Origin of the sequence: Mucilaginibacter corticis, assembly GCF_007558865.1 — a bacterium.
Taxonomy (GTDB): Bacteria; Bacteroidota; Bacteroidia; order Sphingobacteriales; family Sphingobacteriaceae; genus Mucilaginibacter; species Mucilaginibacter corticis.
Genome location: NZ_VLPK01000003.1, coordinates 670,792 through 690,073 on the forward strand (window position 1 = coordinate 670,792; position 19,282 = coordinate 690,073).

Sequence of the window (19,282 nt, forward strand, 5' to 3'; positions counted from 1 at the left end):
CGGGGAAATTTCGGGCAACAAAAAGGGGGCTTGCGCCCCCGTGTTGACCTTGTTTTTTGAACCATTCGCTGAACTCGAACAAGGGTTTAATATTTTTTTCGGAACTACTCATCTCGGTTTCTACAAACCGGGCTCTCGCCTGCGACCGCGCTTTCGCTGTTTTGCTTCGCGGTATTTCCTATGTTCTGGTAGGATAATACTTCATTCCCGGATGTCAAAGAGCCTTAATTGATGATTCAAAATTGGGGATAGGAAAGGGAGGCTTTTCCCAAGTTTGGGAACTTGGTATGGAATTATTTTTTTCAGGAAATTTGCGTGGTACCTGGGTATGCGGGTGGTATATAGGCCAGGTTTTGGCGTATTTTGTGATCAACGCTCCCTTTTGATCACGAAGCCATTGTCAATTCTGATCATACCGATTTTTTCATAGTAATTGATGGCTTCGGGTGCAGCCACCAAGATCAGCGTCACCGATTCGCCCAGCCGCTCTCTGGTGAGTTTGACCAGTTTTCTGCCAATGCCCTGATTTTGAAATTCAAGATCAACTGCCAAATCTGATAAGTAGCAGCAATAGCAAAAATCTGTCAGCGCCCGCGATACGCCAACGAGTCGGTCCTCCTGCCAGGCTGTAACTACTAAATTTGAATTGGTGTACATTTGCCGGATGCGTGCCGGGTCTGTTACCGGCCTGTTGATCCCCGAGCTGCGGTAAACCCGGATAATTTCTTCCACGGGAGGTATTACGGTTGTCTTGTAAGTAATATTCATTTTAGAAATTGTGCTGAAATTCCCTCAGTTCGGCATAACCTCCGGCTTCATATATGGGACAGGAGGCCGTTATCGCTGTAGCCTCATCGAGGTCCGTAGCGTTCAGCAATAAAAATCCGCCTATAATTTCGCTTCCTACACGATGAATGTTGTTTTGAACAAGGTTGCCGTTACCGGTGAGGAGCCGTCCCTCGAGCGTTAATGCGTCTCCGCCTGCAAGTTTGCCGCTCGTGCGCCATTGAGAAAACCATTCCTCCCAATGCTGCCTGTGCTGTCTTTCAAATTCCGGGCTATGTTCTTCGGTCCGCCCGTCGGGCTCCCGGAATAATACGATAAATTTTTTCATATTTTGTTTTCTGAGCAACAAAACTACATGCCTTTTGGCGTACGGGAATGGTCCACTTTTTAAATATTCGGGGGTCCAATCTGTCTATCTGCCCATTTACATCTATATTTACTCATCAATTACTGAATATGCGAGCCCTGGCGTCCCTGATCGTACTGGATAAATATGCAGCCCAGCCTGTTTACCTGCAAATCGCAGATCAGCTGCTGGTGCTGATCAAAAACGGAACGATCGGTCCCGGGTACCGCTTGCTGAGCAGCCGTTCACTGGCCATAGCCTTAGCTGTACACCGTAAGACGGTGGTAAGGGCCTACGAAGACCTGACCGCCCAGGGCTGGCTGCAATCGGTAAGGGGTCACGGAACATATGTTAACAGGCAGCTTCCGATACCGGATAGCCAAAGCTTTTCCGAACGTCCGGTTCTTAACGCCGACCCAAACAAAAAGGCAGGCTTTGCTTTAGCGCCTGCGGAACACTTACAGCGAACGGTTATAAAAATAGATACGGCCTATCATCTTGACGACGGATACCCGGATCTGAGGCTGGCGCCACTACAGGAACTATCCAGGGCTTTCCAGACCCAGCTGCGGTCAAATCATGCTTTCGGGCGTCTTGGTTACGGGGATCCACAAGGTTCGATCCGCCTGCGGGAGGTGCTTTCCGATTACTTGAATGAAACCCGGGGCTTAAAAACGACCGCCGGAAATATATTGATCACCAGGGGTACCATCATGGGGCTTTACCTGGCGAGCACTGCGCTGCTGAAACCCGGCGACACGGTAGCGGTTGGCGCATCCGGCTGGAAGGCAGCCGATACCAATTTCCTACAGGCCGGCGCAAAGCTGGTGCGGATCCCGGTCGACGAACACGGGATCCTAACTGAGCGCCTGGAAGAAATATGCGCACAGCAAACGCTCCGGATGGTGTATGTGACGTCACACCACCATTACCCCACTACCGTAGCGCTCCGTGCCGACCGCCGCCTGGCACTGCTCCGGCTTTCCGAAAAATACCGTTTTATTATTTTTGAGGATGATTACGATTATGATTTCCATTACCTGAATAAACCCTTAATGCCGCTTGCGAGCGCCGATCATGCCGGGATGGTGCTGTATTGCGGATCATTTAATAAATCGATCGCCCCCGGGATCCGGGTGGGCTATTTGGCAGGATCAGAGAATGTCATCGCCAGTCTTTCCTTATTGCGGCGGATCATTGATCGCCAGGGTGATGTTGTACTGGAAAATGCAATGGCGGAGCTATTGCAGCTGGGCATCATCCAGCGGCATTTGCGAAAAGCCATCCGCACCTACCGGGAGCGGCGTGATCTCTTTTGTAATTTACTTACAAGGCACCTGGAAGATAAAGTGAGTTTCATGATTCCTGAGGGTGGGCTGGCGGTATGGACGGTCTTCGACCCGGCAATCGATTTAAAGAAATTAGCCGCGTCAGCTTTGAAAAACGACATTTTCCTGAACGACGGCTCGGGGCAAAGTATTTCCGGCGCAAAGGCGCATGCGCTCCGTCTCGGGTTCGCCTCGTCCAACGCGGAGGAACTTGAACATATCGTAACAACGCTGCGTAAAATTATCTGATGGCTGTATCGACCGGCATACTGGTGCGCGTTTGGTCTTGAAAATAAGGGTTAAATGGCTTACTTTAGCGATCAGTATTCGCATCGCCCCTTATGGAACACCGTTTTAGCCGCAATTTAAAGCTGGGCTACAGTTTTTCTTTTATCATGCTGGTCGCTGTCGGCCTGCTTTCTTATTTTTTTATCCGGAATTTGCTGCAGAGCGACCGGGCAGTTGCGCACAGCAACGCGGTCATTTTCAATCTTGAGCGGACTTTGTCGCTGATGAAGGATGCGGAAACGGGCCAGCGCGGTTATTTACTGACGGGCCGCGAGCAGTTCCTGACGCCTTACCTGGGCGCTTACCCGCAGGCGCTGCAATTAGTCGGAGCGGTCACCGCCCTTACCCGGGACAACGCACAGCAGCAGAAAAACATGGCGGCGGTAAGGGCGGTCATGCTGCAGCGGATGACCGGTTTGGAAGCGGTCGTAGCGAAAAAGCGGCAGGGCCTGCCGGTCAGCGCATCGGACCTGGATGCGGGTAAAGCGGCGATGGACAGCCTGCGGAAAGCGATCGAGCGGACCGAGCAGGCGGAACAAACTTTACTGGCGGAACGTTCGGGTCTTTTGAACCGTTATGCTGTCTGGACGCCGGTGCTGATCATCGGCGCTATTTTGATCGCCCTGGCGATCGGCCTGTTTTCCTATTTCCGGGTGTCTGCCGATATCCGGGAGAAGGACAGGCTGCGCGTGGAACTACAGCGAAAGGAAGAAGAAACGGCCGCTTTTAACGAGGAGCTGACGGCAGCGAACGAGGAGATCACGGCGGCGAATGAGGAACTGTCAGCGATCAACGGCGAACTGGCGGAGGCCAGGGAAGAGCTGGTTGCTGTCAATGAGAACCTGGAGCAAAAGGTAAAGGAGCGGACAAGGGAGCTGGCTGCCAGCGAGGAAGAGACCCAGGCGCTGAACGAGGAACTGGTAAGTATCAACGAGGAGCTGGCTTCGGCCAACGAGGAGTATATGGCCACGAACGAGGAACTGCTGGAAAACCGCGAGGCGCTGATCGCCAGCGAGCACCGTGCCCGCAATATCGTCGCCGGCGCGCCTTTCCCGATCGGGGTCTACGCGGGACGGGAAATGCGGATCGTCATGGCCAACAAGGCTATTTTGGATGTCTGGGGCAAGGGTTCCGGGGTGATCGGACAGACGTATTATGAGATTTTACCGGAACTGGAAGGCAGCGGCATTTATGAGCAGCTGGACCGGGTCTTTATGACGGGTGAAGCTTTTCATGCCCGTAACCAGCGGGTCGATATTGTAGTGGACGGGAAACTGCAGCCTTATTATTTCAATTACAGTTTCACGCCGCTGCTGGACACCTTGGGACAAATCTATGGCGTGATGAACACTGCCGCGGAAATCACTGACCTGGTAATGGCCAAGGAACAGGTGGAACAGAGCGAGCGCGAACTGCGGGGAATCAAACTGCAGCTGGAAGCCGAGCTGGAGGTGAGCCGGGAACTTCAGCGGCAAAAGGATGATTTTATCGGCATGGCCAGTCATGAACTTAAAACGCCGATCACTTCCCTATCGGCAGTGATCCAGTTGGCCCAGGTCAAACTGAAAAATAACCCGGATCCTTTCCTGGCCCAGGCGATGGATAAGGCCGTCGTGCAGATCAAACGGATGACCGGTATGATCAATGGTTTCCTGAATGTATCCAGGCTGGAATCGGGTAAGATCGAAATCATCAAAACAACCTTCGATATCGGCGGGCTTTTAAGGGAAGTGGTCGATGAGATCAAACTGACGGCGAGCACCCACCCTGTGGTGCTGGATAACTGCCCCTTCCTGGAAATCGCCGCCGACCGCGATAAGATCAGTTCGGTAATTTCCAACCTGGTTAGCAACGCGATCAAGTATTCAGACAAGGGTAAAACGGTCACGGTTAGCTGCAGCTCTTCCCCTGTCAGCGTAACGGTCAGCGTCAAAGATGAGGGTATGGGGATCGCGCCGGAGGACACCGATAAGATCTTCGACCGCTACTACCGGGTCAAAACCGAACATACGCAACACATCGCCGGTTTTGGGATCGGCCTGTACCTGAGCGCCCAGATCGTGCAGCTGCACGATGGCCGGATCTGGGTCGAAAGCGAGACCGGCAAGGGTTCGACTTTTTATTTCAGCCTGCCGCTGGGCTAATTTATTAATCATTACCGGATCCGGAGATTTCGCCCAGGAACGTTGATCCAGTAAATTACTATTTGCATCTGCCGTTATTAGCATCCGCTGGAAGCGTACACGAGGAACAATTTATGCCCGTGTTTCAGTATTTCAGGCCCCTCATTTACATTGACATGCGGGGGGTTCCGGTCGCCAAACTATTCGTGTGCTTAGCGCTTCAGACAAATAACTGCTGCGCCTTAGTATAGTAGGTCGTCCGTCCGCCGATCTTATCCTTTATAATTTCTTCGCCTTTCGCCGTCACTTTTAACGCAGGGTTATGGATAGCCATAAAATCGCGCAATTCCCCTGTAAGTTCATCACCGTTGGCTTCGGCAATATCTGCAATTGCCTTTTCCAATACCACCCGGATACTTTTGAAGAGCCGAACCGCATCCTTTTCGGGAATCGCATTGGCGACCGAAAATGGCGAAATGCGGGCATGATAGAGAATCTCGTCGGTATAAGAATTGCCTATTCCCCGCATTACCTTTGGGTCCATCAGCAGGGTTTTGATCACTGAACGTTTTTTAGCCAATAGTGCCACAAAAGTGGTTTTATCCAGCGCTAGTGAATCCGGGGACTTAGCGGGTTTTGGCTGCAAAGTTGGGGTGGCGGCTTTTTGCAGGTCAACAACCGCAAAGCCCCCGCCACCTTTGAAATGAAAGGCCATGATCTGGAAGCGCGGCGTTTCATCACCGTCCAAACTGATGAGTTCACCCCGGAGCATCAGGTGCAGCCCTAAAACCTGGCCGCCGGAAAAATGAAACTGCAGGGTCTTACCCTCACGGGAAACACCGGAAAGCTCGCGACCTTCCAGCGCTGACTTTAGTTCCGCTACGGTAACATTGAGTTTTTTAGCCACGGTCACCTCTACATGTTCCAGGACTTTGCCTTTGAATTTCCGGGTAAGGATCTGCGCGAATACGGTCAGGTCGGGTAGTTCAGCCATGATGGTCTTTTTAAGGTCAACAGGGAAGCAGCTAAACTGTTCCCGGAAACATAAAAACAATGGCGCCGGGCACTTGTTAACAAAGCATGGAATTTAAAGGGTTTGTAAAAGTTAAGGGAGCGCGGGAACATAACCTCAAAAATGTCAGCCTGGAAATTCCGCGAGACGCGCTGGTGGTATTTACCGGTATTTCCGGCTCAGGAAAATCATCACTTGCGTTTGGTACACTTTACGCTGAGGCGCAGCGCCGTTACCTGGAATCCGTTTCCCCTTATGCACGTCGTCTGTTCAACCAGATGGCCATACCTGAAGTGGATGAGATCGAAGGCCTGCCGCCGGCCGTGGCTTTGCAACAGCAACGCGGCTCGGCCAGCACCCGTTCTTCGGTCGGCAGCGTAACTACCTTATCTAACCTGCTGCGCATGCTCTATTCCCGCGCCGGGGATTACCCCGAAGGACAAGGTATTATCTATGCCGAATCCTTTTCACCCAATACACCCGAAGGCGCCTGCCCCGAATGCCATGGGCTGGGCAAGGTTTACGAGATCACCGAACAAACCATGGTGCCGGATGACACCTTAACCATCCGTGAAAAGGCGATCGCCGCCTGGCCATCAGCCTGGCAGGGACAGAACCAGCGCGACATCCTGACGACCCTGGGCTATGACATTGATCTCCCCTGGAAGGACATTCCCCGAAAAGACCGGGACTGGATCCTATTTACTGAGGAACAGCCGGTTGTGCCCGTCTATTCCGGCTACACCCACGAAGAGATCCAGCGCTTCATCAAAAACAAAAGGCAGCCGGATTACATGGGCACCTTTACCGGGGCCCGACGCTATGTGCGCCATACGTTTGCCAATTCGCAAAGCGCGCTGATGAAAAAGCGCGTCAGCCAATATATGCTGAGCAGCGAATGTCCGCTGTGCCACGGCAAAAGGCTGAAGCAGGAATCGCTCAGCATTAAATTTGCCGGCTATGATATTGCCGAACTGTCGGGACTTGCGCTGAATAAACTGGCGACGATCTTCCAGCCCTATGCCAAGGGGGATGCACCGGCACTGAAAAAGTTGGAAGCGAAAAACCCGGAAAAAGTAATTGTCGCCAGACGTATCGCCGAAGATTTTTTAGCACGGCTGCAGGTGATGCTCGACCTGGGCCTGGGTTACCTGACCATCGAGCGCAGTACGCCGACCTTGTCGCCGGGTGAGCTGCAGCGCTTAAGACTGGCCACTCAGGTGCGCTCCAATCTGTTTGGTGTGGTCTATGTGCTCGACGAGCCTTCAGCAGGTCTGCACCCCGCCGATACGGAAGCTTTGCTTAGGGCCCTGGATAAATTAAAGGCGTCCGGTAATTCACTCTTTGTTGTGGAGCACGAGATCGATGTCATCCGGCATGCCGACTGGATCGTGGATGTCGGCCCCGCGGCCGGCGAAAAAGGCGGCCACATCCTCTATAGCGGATTACCGGAAGGCTTAAAAGAGATTGAGGCTTCGCTGACCCGGCATTACATTTACGGAGCAGCAGCCAAACCGGCTAACGATCCACGGGAACCCAAGGGCTGGTTAAAACTGGAGGGCGTTACCCGGAATAACCTCTACCAATTAAATGCGGAATTTCCGCTGGGGGTATTGACCAGTGTGACCGGCGTATCCGGCTCGGGTAAAAGCAGCCTGGTTAGCCAGGTAATGGTGGAACTGGTGGCCGAACATTTAGGCGTCAAGGTAGATATCACCGATGAAACCGACGCGGACCCCCTCGAACAAACCGAGGTCCAAACGCCCGGGGGACACATCAACGCCGGTATGGATCAGCTCAAACGCCTGGTCGTGGTCGACCAGAAACCCATCGGCCGCACGCCACGATCTAACCTGGCTACCTACACCGGCCTGTTCGATCACGTGCGCAAATTGTTCGCCGCTACACCCATGGCGAAAGCTAAAAAATACGACGCCGGGCGCTTTTCCTTCAACGTAGCCAAGGGCCGCTGCCCGCATTGCGAAGGTGAAGGTTTTGTCATGGTGGAGCTGCTGTTCCTGCCCAGCGTTTACACGCCCTGCCCGACCTGCAGCGGTACGCGTTATAATCCCAAAACGCTCGAAGTAAAATATAAAGACAAGCACATCGCCGAAGTGCTGGCCCTGACCGTAGACGAGTCGGCCAATTTCTTTGATGAAGAGCCCGCCATCAGCCGCGCGCTGGAGGTCGTCCGCGAAGTCGGTCTCGGTTACCTGCGCTTAGGTCAGCCGGCCACCGAACTGTCCGGCGGTGAGGCGCAGCGCATCAAGCTGGCCACCGAACTGCAGCGCGCGCAGCACGGGCAAACACTTTACATTTTAGACGAGCCCACTACGGGCCTGCATCCTTCGGATGTCGAACGGCTCATGCTGCAACTGAACCGCCTGGTGGATGCAGGGAACACCGTAATCCTGGTGGAGCATGATATGAGCGTTATCGCAGCCAGCGACTGGGTGATCGATATTGGGCCGGGTGCCGGTGAAGATGGTGGACAGATCGTCGCCACCGGGACACCTCCGGCTATCGCCCGGCATAACGCCAGCCGCACTGCGCCCTACCTGGCCAAACAGCTAAAATAAAAATCCGGGCCCGACAATGGATTAACTAAAGGGGAACTCAGACAAAGCATGGCTTAATGATCGATATGGATGGTGTGATCTACGCCGGGGAACAACTAATTAAAGGTGTAGACATTCATCGTTTTGTCCAACAACTTTGCAAGAGCCGCGCCAATGGCGTTGACACTTGCGAAGCTGGTGATGAAGGTTACTGAAAAACATATCTTTACCAGCGCCATAGTGACCGCAAAGCCCGGAGAATGCCGGAATAACTATGGTCGATAAAAAACCGCCTCTTCAGGTTTATTTTCTATACAGCTTTACCTGCCTGTTAAACGCCTGTCTGATCTTTTTATATTTTGGTGTCTCAGCTACGTTAATGTTCTCAGCGGGATCCGTTTTGTAATCATATAATTCACGCGCTACAATGGTGTCAGCTTTCAGGTCGATCCATTCCGTATAGCCAAAAGCGTTGGTATGTACGGCATAACCCATTGTCTTAGGATACCCTTTAAACTGCATATCATCCGGGAACTGGCTGAAAGCCATCCCGCTGCCCCGGTATGCTTTTGCTTTCAATATAGCGGCAAAACTATTTCCGTCAGTCTCCGGTTTCGGCAAACCGCATAGATCGCTCAATGTAGCATAAAGATCGATCAGTTGCACCACCGTGTCTGAAGCTTTTGGCTGATACCGCAGGGATGGATCGGAAATCATAAGGGGAACCCGGGTATCCGTTTTTGAATTGGTGGTCTTACCCCACATCCCATGTTCGCCAAGATGAAAACCATGATCGCTGAGTAAAACAACCACTGTGTTTTTGTCCAGTTTGAGCCGGTGTAATTCCGCGAGCACTTTTCCTACCTGTTTATCGGTATAGCTTACAGACGTGTAATATCCCCTGACCAGTTTCGCTGATAATTCTTTGTTGATCGGATCCAGTTTGGGAATATCCGTATATCCGCGCAATTCAACAGAATTATGTATGGAAAATTTGGGCACATTCAAAGCTTTGGCACTGTCAGGTGAAAGCAGGTATGTTTTGTTTTGGTTCCTGCCAGTACGCAAGGGGCACGCTAAAAGGCAAATGCGGCCGCCTGAAACCTACCGCCAGGAAAAATGGTTTTGAACTCATATGCTGTAATTCCTTTACGGCTGCGGCGGCGACCATTCCATCGATGTAAGCGCTGTCAGGCACATCTGCGGCTTCGGAGACGGTTGCTTTCGGCGCATGTACCAGGTTGGAATCCAAAACGTACTTACCCAGATTAGTGGTAACCCCATATAACCCGGGCGCGCTCCATGAAGGCGGATCCTGGGCTGCCAGGGGATCGTGATAAATCTTTCCGATCTGCCGGGCATAATAACCATGGTTCTTAAAGTACTGCGGCAAGGTAACCACATTGGGGAGTGCGGTACGAAAATGCGTTTCCAAATTCCAGACTTTGGTGTGGTCAGGCTTTTTGCCGGTCATAAAGGAGGCCCGGGAAGGCGCGCATACCGCTTGCTGGCAATAGGCGGATCTGAATAGCGTGGCGTGCCTTGCCAGATCATCAATAAAGGGCGAAAAGGCATTCGGGTCACCATAACAACCCAATGCCGGGCGCAGATCATCCACAACGATGAACAATACATTTTTCTTTCGCTGCGCCAATGCTGCTGATGCGAAAAACAGCAGGCACAGTGACACTCCGCTAATTAAGCTGTTAATTCGCATAAGAGACAATGGTACCATTGAATATTTTCAGGGGAGGATAAACAATCTCCGTACATTCCCTGATTTTGAGCTGGTGGACTTTACTTTGAATACCTCTTAACAAAAACATCAACGCATCTTTGACGGAGGCTTTATCTGTACAAATTCGAAGCTCTTCAAACACCTGCCTGGTCAATGCTGAAGCTTTAACCGGATCGCTCAATCGCTTACAGGCTGCCTGGTAGACGGCGGTCCAGTAAACATCATAAAACATCTCAAAGGTGTAATTATCCATGTCGCTTAAATTTTTCTGCAAGGAGCTTATCAATTTCTTCGTTAAAATCTTCTATAAACTGCTGGTAATAGTTCCCCGTAGCAGGCCCCGTAAATCCTGTATAAATCTGATCTACTTTTCCTTTTTTGTCAATAAAAAGAATGGTTGGAAAAGACAGAAAAGTATTCAGCGCCGGAAAAGCCTGCGCCACCGCATTTTTGTCCGCTAAGCCTCCAAAAACTTCCGTGTAACCAATTCCAAAGCGATTCTTAAAATTCTCCATCGCCTTGTGCACGTAGGCTTGATCCATTTTGCGCTCAAACTGTACCCCGACAATGGCCAAACCACGGTTTTTATTTTTCTCATACCAGGGCGCCATAAATGCGGCCTCATCCATACAGTTAGGGCACCAGGTACCGCCAATAGTCACAATAACCACTTTGTTTCTAAATTGATCGTCCTTCAGTGATACGTTATTGCCGTTGATATCCGGCAGGGAAAAGTCGAATGTGGTATACCCATCTTTCAGGTAAGTGAGTTTATAGGGATCCGGCAAAGCTGCATTTACGTTCTTAAGAGCTTTAAAGCTCCTGCCATTAGCCGTACCGGTGACATGGCCGCTATTGTCAAATGTGCCGGTGTAATAAGCGGGGCCGCTGCCAATAAAGGAGGACAGGTAAAAGCTATTCCCCTCAACGATGCCTTCCAGGTAGCGGGAGTCGCCGCTAATGCTCAGAAAGGTAGCATAAAGTTTATTGCCTTCTTGTTTAAACAAGCCTACTTTGTTTTCATCACTTTCGCCGGCTCTCTCAAAGCTAACATCGTACTTTCCGGTAATATCTCCGGCTGGTTTTTTGCCCTTATCTCTAAACCTGTAAGTATCTCCATAAGTAGCGGTCACCGACGTAGCGTGCCCGCTGCCATCCTTTTTGCGCAGCAGGCCGGTAAGCTGTTTACCCTCTATTTTTAAAGCCAGTTCGTTGTCAAACTGGTCAAAATTAATAAACAAAGAATCGTTCACTTTCCGCAGGCCGCTGGCAGCAAAATGTTCCTTACCGTTGATAAAGTAAGCGTTATTATTCTTGATCTCAAAGTTGAAGGGGACCTCGCTCCCATTTGGCAACTTTAAAACGCCCCGGTAAGAGCCTGCGCCTTGCGCAAAACCGGCGGAGGAAATAAAGACGAACAGTATGAATAATTTAAAACCTTTCATATTCTCCAATCTTTAATTTACATCAAACCAAAGTTTGGTAGTAAGCAGATCAGGCCCCTGGTCTGTTATGGCCGCCTTATAGCTGGCACCATTCAAAGACTGCTCTGTCCCCGGATAAATAAACCGAACCGGAATTTTACCATTCAGCGTACCCGCCACCGCAGGTGTTAATTGCGGATAGTCTAATCTTCGCCATTCGGCAAAAGCCTCAAGCCCCTGGCCAAAAAGTGCAATCCATTTTTGATTACCGATAGATTTTTTATAGTTCGAAGCGTCGTATTTTACTGAAGCCTGGGCCAGGTATGTATTAACGGTGGTACTTTCTGTAATACCGTATTGATTTAAAGATGCCGTTACCGCCTGGTTATACAGATCGGCAGCGTTGCCGGTGATTAGGCCACGTGCCACGGCTTCGGCCTGGTCAAACAGTACCTCGGCATAGCTGATAATAACGGCGGGTGCATGCGGTGCCAAAAAATAGACACCCGGTTTAGAAGTTTTAGTGAATCCCAGGTTACTGGCATCGCCAACTAACAAGCCGTTGGGTATCCCTACGTAGGTTTGCGGCGTAGCGTCTTTCGTAGGACTTGCATAAATAGGTAAACGCGGATCTTTTAGTTCAACTAATTTATCGACGATGGTTTTACTGATGCGGTAATCATCACGCGTATCAAATAAGTTGCTGATGGGGTTCTGATTAGGAGAATCCAGGTACACTAGTTCCGCGATGTCCGCATTTGAATTAATATAACCGCTTCCCTCTGTTTGTACGTCGGCTAAAACCTGCCTGGCTTTATCCGGTTCACGGTCGGAAATACGGAGTGCGATTCTTAAGCGAAGCGAGTTGGCAAATTTTTTCCATTGTGTGATATTATTGGCAGATGCACCGTAGATCAGATCACCTGCAATGGCTTTGCCTTTGGGGTCAAGATCAGCTTCTGCAGCTTTCAGATCATCCAGCAAGGCAAAATAAACATCTCTTTGCTTGTCATACGCAGGCGTTAGGTATTGCTCTATATTGGTAGCTTGTTTATACGGAATATCGCCATATTGATCGGTAAGCAAAGTAAACACCCATGACCGTAAAACCAGCGCCACGCCCTTGTAATTAGGGTTTGCCTGGGCATCTGCCAAACTAATGATCTTGTTAAGGTTAACTATACTCTTGGAGTAACCGATGCCCCACAGGTCCTGGAAAGAGGTATTGCTGTAGATATACCTGTCGGGATCTGTGTATTGAATTTTTGCCCAGTATTGTACAAACAGCAGGCTGGCATCCATGTTATTGGCCGTACCCCAATAAGTGTCAGCCGTGTTTTTTATAGCTGCGGTCAACAGGTAGTCCGGCTGTGGGTTTTGTGTTGCGTTTGGATTTTTATTAATGTCTACCAGCTCTTTTTTGCAAGACGCGGCTGTAAGCAACATTAGCGAGCCGGAAAATATTAAGAATATGTATTTAAGTTTCATGATTATTAAAATTTAAGGTTAATATTAAAACCAATGTTGCGTACGGTTGGCAGGGTCAGGTCTTCCAGGCCCTGGCCATTGCCGGTATTGAAGGCAGTTTCAGGGTCTATATTAGGCGCGTTTTTATGAATGATCAATAAATTGCGACCCACTGCCGCAATACTGGCTGCCTGGAAACCTATGGCTTTTGCCCATTGCTGCGGAATGGTATAACCTAATTTGATCTCCCTTAATTTGATGTAAGTTGCATTGTAAACAAACGGCGCATCGGCGTTGGTTAATGCTTTGTAGTACGATTGGGCCGATATTACTGTCGTATTTTTGCTGCCGTCGGCATTTACACCATCAAAGATCATCCCATCGTGATTTACCGTCGTTCCCGTAGTATATGTTAAACCGCCATTTGCAGCTCCCCGCCCCGGCAGAGTAGATGCCAATATGCCGGTGTAGGTACCGGTAGCATTGGTGCCTGAATAGATCGAACCGCGAACATGAGCATCTATCAACACACTTAAATTAATGCCTTTATAAGTAAAGCTGTTGCTAATGCTGCCCAGCCAGTCCGGCGTATACTTACCCAGGTATTGGTTAGTAGGATTAACAGCAGGCGTACCATCTGCACTGATGATAAGCTGTCCGTTCGCATTTCGTTCAAAAGTAGTTCCGTAAATGGAGCCATAAGGCTTACCAACTGCTGCCAGCACCTGCACGGTACCGTCAGAACCTAAAAGATAACTTTGCAACCTGCCTTCAGGGTCAAGCGATACTACCTTGCTATGGTTGCGTGAATAGTTTACGTTAATATCCCATTTAAAATCTTTCAGCTTTACAGGTGTTAAGCCTAATACTATCTCTAAACCTTTGTTATTAATTGTACCGCCATTGATCAGTTTTTGCGTATAGCCGGTTGTCTGACTAACGTTAACACTCAAAATCTGGTTAATACTGTTGGTATTGTAAACACTTGCATCCAACCTTATCCGGTCGTCAAAAAAGTTAATTTCCAATCCGGCCTCTGCAGATGTTGTAGTTTCCGGCTTTAAGTTTGGATTAAGGTCTGTACTGTTTGCACTTTGCTGCGGATTGGTACCGAATGGCGCAGTAAAGTCATAGGTATTGAGCAGTTTGTAAGGTTGCGTATCGTTACCAACTTTTGACCAGCCGCCACGGATCTTCAAATAGCTCAACACATCGCTTTTAATATCCAGCGCCTGTGACAAGATCAAACTTCCGTTAACTGATGGGTAAAAATAAGACAAGTTTGCTTTAGGTAATGTTGATGACCAATCATTACGGGCGGTTACATTTAAAAAGGCATAATCCCTGAATCCAACTTGCCCTGAAGCGAAATAGCTGTAAACTTTATATTTGCTATAGACATTGGATGATATAAGCGGGTCCCGCGAATTGCTTAGTGTGTACAGACCGCTTACCGCTAACTTTGGCGCTTTTTGATCATTTTCTTCATAGGAGTTTACGCGTATGTTACCTCCAAGGAGCGCGTCAACAGAAAAATCACTGTTTAGTTTTTTAGTATATTGTAGCCGGCCCTCGGTATTGGTTTCAGAAACATCATAGCCATCTTCTTCATAAGAGCCAAATGGTGTGCCATTGGTGCCGTAAGCTATCCTGATCTTACGGCGGTCATTATAATAATCTGTACCGGTACGGAAATTTGCAGATAACCCGTCGATGATCTTATAATTCAATTCTATGTTCCCGATAAAACGGTTCTTTGTTTGCCCAACCGTATTTTGATAAGCCAGCCAATAGGGATTACTGTAATAACTGTTATTCCAGTTAAAGGTATTGCCATTAGCATCCAGGTAATTCTTTAATTGAGTTACATCAACCTGGCGGCCAAACCATGTAAATTCAAGCATGGTACTGGTTGACCTTTTACCGCCCGATCCTGGTATATGGCTGGCATCGTCTTTAATATAATTAGCAACTGTTGACAGGGTTAATTTGGGGGTAAGCTTGTAAGTGGCGTTAAGGATGAATGAGTTTTTGCCCTGTTCTGAATTAGGAATCACACCGGTTTGGTGCAGGTTATTGTACCCAAGCCTGAAATCATATTTATCGCCGGAGCCTGCAAGTGAAACGCCATTGTTTACAGCAACACCTGTTTTAAAAAAGCTGCGTACGTTATCAGGATGTGCTATAAAAGGTACAGCAACCCCATTTGAATTAAATTGTGGTATCAGCCTGCCATCCAGCGGCGGGCCCCAGCTTTCATCCACACCGTCATTAACGCCGCCGCCTTTACCGTCAACATAACTGAATTTACCATCTGAGCCCTGGCCAAATTCGTTTTGATATTTTGGTAAACCCAGTAAGTTTGAAAAAGAGGTGTTGGAATTAATGGTAACACCGAAACCTTTGGCGCCTTTGCCGGTTTTTGTTTTAATTAATATAACGCCATGTGCCGCACGCGAACCATACAGCGCAGCAGCGTTGGGGCCTTTCAGCACGGTTAATGATTCTATATCTTCCGCGTTAATATCTGCAATCGCATTCGCAAAATCCCTTGAACCTGCATTGCCCAAAAGCTGGCTGTTATCAACCGGGATACCGTCAACCACAAATAAAGGCTGGTTATCCCCCGCTATGGAAGTTTCACCGCGAATAACGATCCGCGACGAACCCATATCGCCCTGGCTGCTGGTCACATTTACCCCGGCAATTTTACCGGTCAGCGCGTTTACCAGGTTAGTTTCTTTAGCCTCGGCTATGTCTTTGGCTTTTAAGCCTTGCACGCTGTAGCCTAGAGTCTTTTTCTCTTTAGAGATGTTGAGCGCGGTCACCACAACTTCGTTAAGTGAGTTTTGCCCGTCCTGCAAAATGATCTGCAGGCTTGTTGTGTTTTCCTTTATCGTAATTTCCTGCGTTTCAAAGCCAATATAAGTTACTTTTAACAGATCGCCAATATGCGCGTTAATGGTGAATTTGCCTTCGGCATTGGCGATGACCGTGCTTGAATTGGTAACGTCGTTTATGGTTACGCCGGCTAAGGGCGATCCGTCTGATTTGGCGGTCACCACCCCGCTGATGGCAAGCGATTGCGCGGTTGCTTGCCGGGTGACGAAAAATGGCAATAGTAATGCCAACAAAAGTTTGTAATGTTTAAACATGATCAATTAATTAAGGTGTATTAATTCTTTTTAATTAGAGCCGCCGGCAACAAGGGCAGCTACTGTTTTTTGCATACCTGCAAACTCCTGCGGGTCATACAGGCGGGTCAGGTAAACTATCTTTCCGGTTTCGTCAATAACTACATTTCGGGTAACGCCGCTTTTTTTATCCGCGAAGCGCCCAAAAATTTCTGCACCGGGATCAAGTGCTAATGGATAGGTGATCTGCATGTCACGGTGAAATTCCTGAACTGTTTTTAACGGTTCGTCCCTGTCCACACCGATCAATACCAAACCTTTATCCTGGTAAGCTTTCCAGATATCCTTTTCCAGGTGCGGCATTTCTTCCCGGCAGACACTGCACCAGCTGGCCGTAAATTGCAGGATGACAATTACCCTGCAGCTTTTTTAAAGAAGTTTTTGTACCGTCGTTTAATACCAGTTCAAAGTCCGCCGGAGCCTGGTCACCAACTTTAACCACGTAACCGCGGTCATCTGTACCGGTCAAATGCACAACCTGTGCGTTCGCTACCGAAGCGATAAGTAGAGAAAAAGTGAGGCTGATGAGTAAATTTTTCATTTTCATAGGTAGTTTTAATTATTAATACTTGAGGCGTGAGAACGGGATCGAACCGTTGTATGGAGTTTTGCAGACTCCCACCTTACCACTCGGCCACTCCGCCTGGTGTCAGAAAAATTTAGTAACAACAGCCGACCCACATGTCCAGGCGACAGATTTTAAAGATGGAAAGCAGATAGTCTTGTTGAAAAAAATACATAAAAATGACAATACACTATAAAGTCTATCGATATAGTAGACAATGCAAATGTAAGGAATAAATCAATAAGTCAAAATTATTTTTCTTCTGTGTTAGGCATTAGGTAAGCTTCCACTTTGCCTTGGTACCTCAATATCTTCCAACAGTAAGCCGGAACCGTTACCCTGCCATATTTTCTATACTGCCAAAGCTACCACACCATATTTCAACTTTGCGCGCGCTGATGGCAAGCTTACGAGTATGATCTTCGAGTACTTTCCATGTTTGCTCATTCAGATGCTTGGCTTGAGGCGTCATGTTAGAGAAGTAAAAACATTCGCGCATTTGATCAATATCGCAGGCGTTATCAGCGGCGTCCATGTTATGTCCCCGATCATACCTTTCGTTTCCCCGCTTATAATCATCTTTCAAATCGGTGTAATCCGCAAGCTTGGGATCAGCTTTAAAGTCATTGGTACGTTTAACATGGCCAGGTGTCTTGGTATTACAAATGCTTTCTGTACTATCTACCCAATATACTTTTACAGGATAAAGTAACACCTTATCGAATGTCGTGGTGTAGCGTTTGTGATGAATGGTAATAGTATCTTGCGAGTAAGCGAATGATGATAGCAGAAATATTAGCTTTACCTGTTGAACTATCGGCGAAATTGTTAATATCCATTAAATTAACAGCTGTGGTGTCCGGTTCGGAATGGAAATCCAACAAAAGATAGGCACAATAATTCAATTGATGCCTAAGTCTATCGTTTAAAAGGTCTGCTCATGACGCTCTATTTCTTTCTGTAACCTTGCAATTTTCGCTTCCGGGTATAGATATGGAAACTGCAAACTATCTGATCGAACAGGCCCATCTGTATTGCCCCTATTCTAAAGCTATTAAAGGAAACGTAGTTGTAGAAACCGTATTAATTTAAAGTTGTTTTTGATTGATCACGATCAAAACGATCTGGCTCTGGTTTTGTCATAAGAACAGGCGAAACACCATCTTTAATATATTCGAAATTCCTCTTACAAGAATCAACTTTGAATTTATTTATGATGTATTATTCTACTTTATAATTGTAAATCACCCTTCCTATTTGACCGTTGGCATCAATGCCTTCCACAACTACCCTATATCTTCCAGGTCCGTTGGCGTTGTAAAAATCAAATTTTGCTTTTCCGGTTGCATCAGTGTTAATGTATGGGCTCCAGTAAATGGTTGTGCGCGGGTCAGGCTGCTTGTCCTGGCTATTTAATTTGTCATAACGTGGAGAGTAAAATTGGCGCACTTTATTATACCCTTTCGGGCTTATGTTGGCAATACCAGGGTTATACTGCTTACGTTTATATGCAGGTTTGGTGACAATCAATACGATTCCGGCAGCATTGCGTCCACTGCCTCCGCTCCCACCTAAATTACTAACCATAGCCTGGTTAGTTCGTACAATTAATATTTTGGCAACGTCTTCGGGTAAAAGGCTACCGGTTAAGAGCCGATCGAATTCTGGCCGGTCGATTGGTCTTCCATCAAGAACTATTTCTATTTCTTTGCCTTCCGATGGGTCAGTCTTTGATGTTGTATGAAATAGATTATCCGATGGCCTAACGCTCACGAGATGATGGTAGCCATTCTGGTCAACTTCAATTCGAATACCTGGCAACCTACTTTGCATGAACATTAATAGCATTGGATAATCTTGAGGATTTGGAATGGTAATTATTTGGTCAGCGGACTGTTCGTCAGGTAGTTTGATCATAGCCTGCGGAGCGACTTCATCACTAACTTGATCTATGTTTATTCGTTGGCTTCTGATATTTACTTGCTTTAAAATATGGTCTGTTAGTTTCGCTGGTCTGCCCTCATCTTCGGCTTTTTTCAGGTTTGCCTTGGTAATGGCAACATCCTCTTGGTTATATTTTTTGTTGACAGCAACCTGTGGTATGCTGTCTAAAGTGATAATGGCATGGTCAGTATTTTTCGAATCCCTGACCTGTACCGCAAACTTAGTGCTATCGGCAAATAATAAGTTATCAAACCTGAATCTGCCGTTAGCATCGGTAATGGTTGTTTTGTTAATGCGGGCGTTTAACGAAACTAATAACACTACAGCGGTTGGCAAAAAGTGGTGACTCAGGTCTGTAACAGTTCCGGCTATAGTAGTCTTTACCCCCTCGGCTTTAAATACGGGGTTAGTCTTCACTACGCTGTCCAATAGCTGCCATCGAAATCGTCGATACCCCTGCGTAAGCATCAGGTTATCAAGCGCCCTGTTCACTTTGTCAGAATCCGCGG

General features: G+C 48.2%; 16 protein-coding genes and 1 tRNA gene. 3 read left to right on the forward strand and 14 right to left on the reverse strand.

Annotation, left to right across the window (positions count from 1 at the left end):
* Positions 1-369: 369 nt before the first annotated feature.
* The gene (locus FO440_RS18500; protein WP_144249766.1) at positions 370-768 is read right to left on the reverse strand and encodes a GNAT family N-acetyltransferase; all 399 of its coding nucleotides are present in this window, start codon (positions 766-768) and stop codon (positions 370-372) included.
* A 1-nt stretch (position 769) separates the two neighbouring features.
* Positions 770-1,114 carry a YciI family protein gene (locus tag FO440_RS18505; protein ID WP_144249767.1) on the reverse strand — a complete coding sequence of 115 codons (345 nt, stop codon included), beginning with the start codon at positions 1,112-1,114 and terminating at the stop codon, positions 770-772.
* 128 nt (positions 1,115-1,242) lie between these two features.
* On the opposite strand from FO440_RS18505, the gene FO440_RS18510 reads away from it, so the two are divergent.
* Entirely contained in the window at positions 1,243-2,709 is a 1,467-nt protein-coding gene (locus FO440_RS18510; protein WP_144249768.1) for an aminotransferase-like domain-containing protein, read from the forward strand.
* 92 nt (positions 2,710-2,801) lie between these two features.
* Complete coding sequence (locus FO440_RS18515; RefSeq protein WP_144249769.1) at positions 2,802-4,892, forward strand: sensor histidine kinase; 2,091 nt, start codon at positions 2,802-2,804, stop codon at positions 4,890-4,892.
* Between the two features lie 199 nt (positions 4,893-5,091).
* Here FO440_RS18515 and FO440_RS18520 read toward each other — a convergent pair whose 3' ends face one another.
* The gene (locus tag FO440_RS18520; RefSeq protein WP_144249770.1) at positions 5,092-5,865 is read right to left on the reverse strand and encodes a DNA-formamidopyrimidine glycosylase family protein; all 774 of its coding nucleotides are present in this window, start codon (positions 5,863-5,865) and stop codon (positions 5,092-5,094) included.
* An 86-nt stretch (positions 5,866-5,951) separates the two neighbouring features.
* On the opposite strand from FO440_RS18520, the gene uvrA reads away from it, so the two are divergent.
* Positions 5,952-8,462 carry an excinuclease ABC subunit UvrA gene (uvrA, locus tag FO440_RS18525; RefSeq protein WP_144249771.1) on the forward strand — a complete coding sequence of 837 codons (2,511 nt, stop codon included), beginning with the start codon at positions 5,952-5,954 and terminating at the stop codon, positions 8,460-8,462.
* A gap of 282 nt (positions 8,463-8,744) precedes the next feature.
* On the opposite strand, the gene FO440_RS18530 is transcribed toward uvrA, so the two are convergent.
* From FO440_RS18530 to FO440_RS18580, 11 genes are all read right to left on the reverse strand, one after another.
* A complete protein-coding gene (locus FO440_RS18530; protein ID WP_186292719.1) occupies positions 8,745-9,509 on the reverse strand; it encodes a sulfatase-like hydrolase/transferase in 765 nt (254 codons plus the stop codon).
* Positions 9,463-10,131: a sulfatase-like hydrolase/transferase gene (locus tag FO440_RS18535; protein ID WP_186292720.1), complete on the reverse strand. Its 669-nt coding sequence runs from the start codon at positions 10,129-10,131 to the stop codon at positions 9,463-9,465. The genes FO440_RS18530 and FO440_RS18535 overlap by 47 nt, the downstream gene beginning before the upstream one ends.
* 16 nt (positions 10,132-10,147) lie before the next feature.
* The gene (locus FO440_RS18540; RefSeq protein ID WP_144249774.1) at positions 10,148-10,432 is read right to left on the reverse strand and encodes a hypothetical protein; all 285 of its coding nucleotides are present in this window, start codon (positions 10,430-10,432) and stop codon (positions 10,148-10,150) included.
* Complete coding sequence (locus FO440_RS18545; RefSeq protein WP_144249775.1) at positions 10,425-11,624, reverse strand: peroxiredoxin family protein; 1,200 nt, start codon at positions 11,622-11,624, stop codon at positions 10,425-10,427. The genes FO440_RS18540 and FO440_RS18545 overlap by 8 nt, the downstream gene beginning before the upstream one ends.
* Before the next feature lie 12 nt (positions 11,625-11,636).
* Positions 11,637-13,091, reverse strand: coding sequence for a SusD/RagB family nutrient-binding outer membrane lipoprotein (locus FO440_RS18550; protein WP_144249776.1), 1,455 nt, complete (start codon positions 13,089-13,091; stop codon positions 11,637-11,639).
* A gap of 5 nt (positions 13,092-13,096) precedes the next feature.
* Entirely contained in the window at positions 13,097-16,225 is a 3,129-nt protein-coding gene (locus FO440_RS18555; RefSeq protein ID WP_144249777.1) for a SusC/RagA family TonB-linked outer membrane protein, read from the reverse strand.
* Positions 16,226-16,255: 30 nt separating this feature from the next.
* Positions 16,256-16,567: a TlpA disulfide reductase family protein gene (locus FO440_RS24905; RefSeq protein ID WP_246104261.1), complete on the reverse strand. Its 312-nt coding sequence runs from the start codon at positions 16,565-16,567 to the stop codon at positions 16,256-16,258.
* Positions 16,524-16,805 carry a hypothetical protein gene (locus tag FO440_RS24910; protein ID WP_246104262.1) on the reverse strand — a complete coding sequence of 94 codons (282 nt, stop codon included), beginning with the start codon at positions 16,803-16,805 and terminating at the stop codon, positions 16,524-16,526. The genes FO440_RS24905 and FO440_RS24910 overlap by 44 nt, the downstream gene beginning before the upstream one ends.
* A 31-nt stretch (positions 16,806-16,836) precedes the next feature.
* Positions 16,837-16,908, reverse strand: a tRNA-Cys gene (locus FO440_RS18565).
* A gap of 255 nt (positions 16,909-17,163) precedes the next feature.
* Positions 17,164-17,664 carry a DNA/RNA non-specific endonuclease gene (locus tag FO440_RS18570; RefSeq protein ID WP_144249778.1) on the reverse strand — a complete coding sequence of 167 codons (501 nt, stop codon included), beginning with the start codon at positions 17,662-17,664 and terminating at the stop codon, positions 17,164-17,166.
* A 386-nt stretch (positions 17,665-18,050) separates the two neighbouring features.
* A partial coding sequence (locus FO440_RS18580) for a carboxypeptidase-like regulatory domain-containing protein (protein WP_222104012.1) occupies positions 18,051-19,282 on the reverse strand: 1,232 nt, incomplete at its 5' end.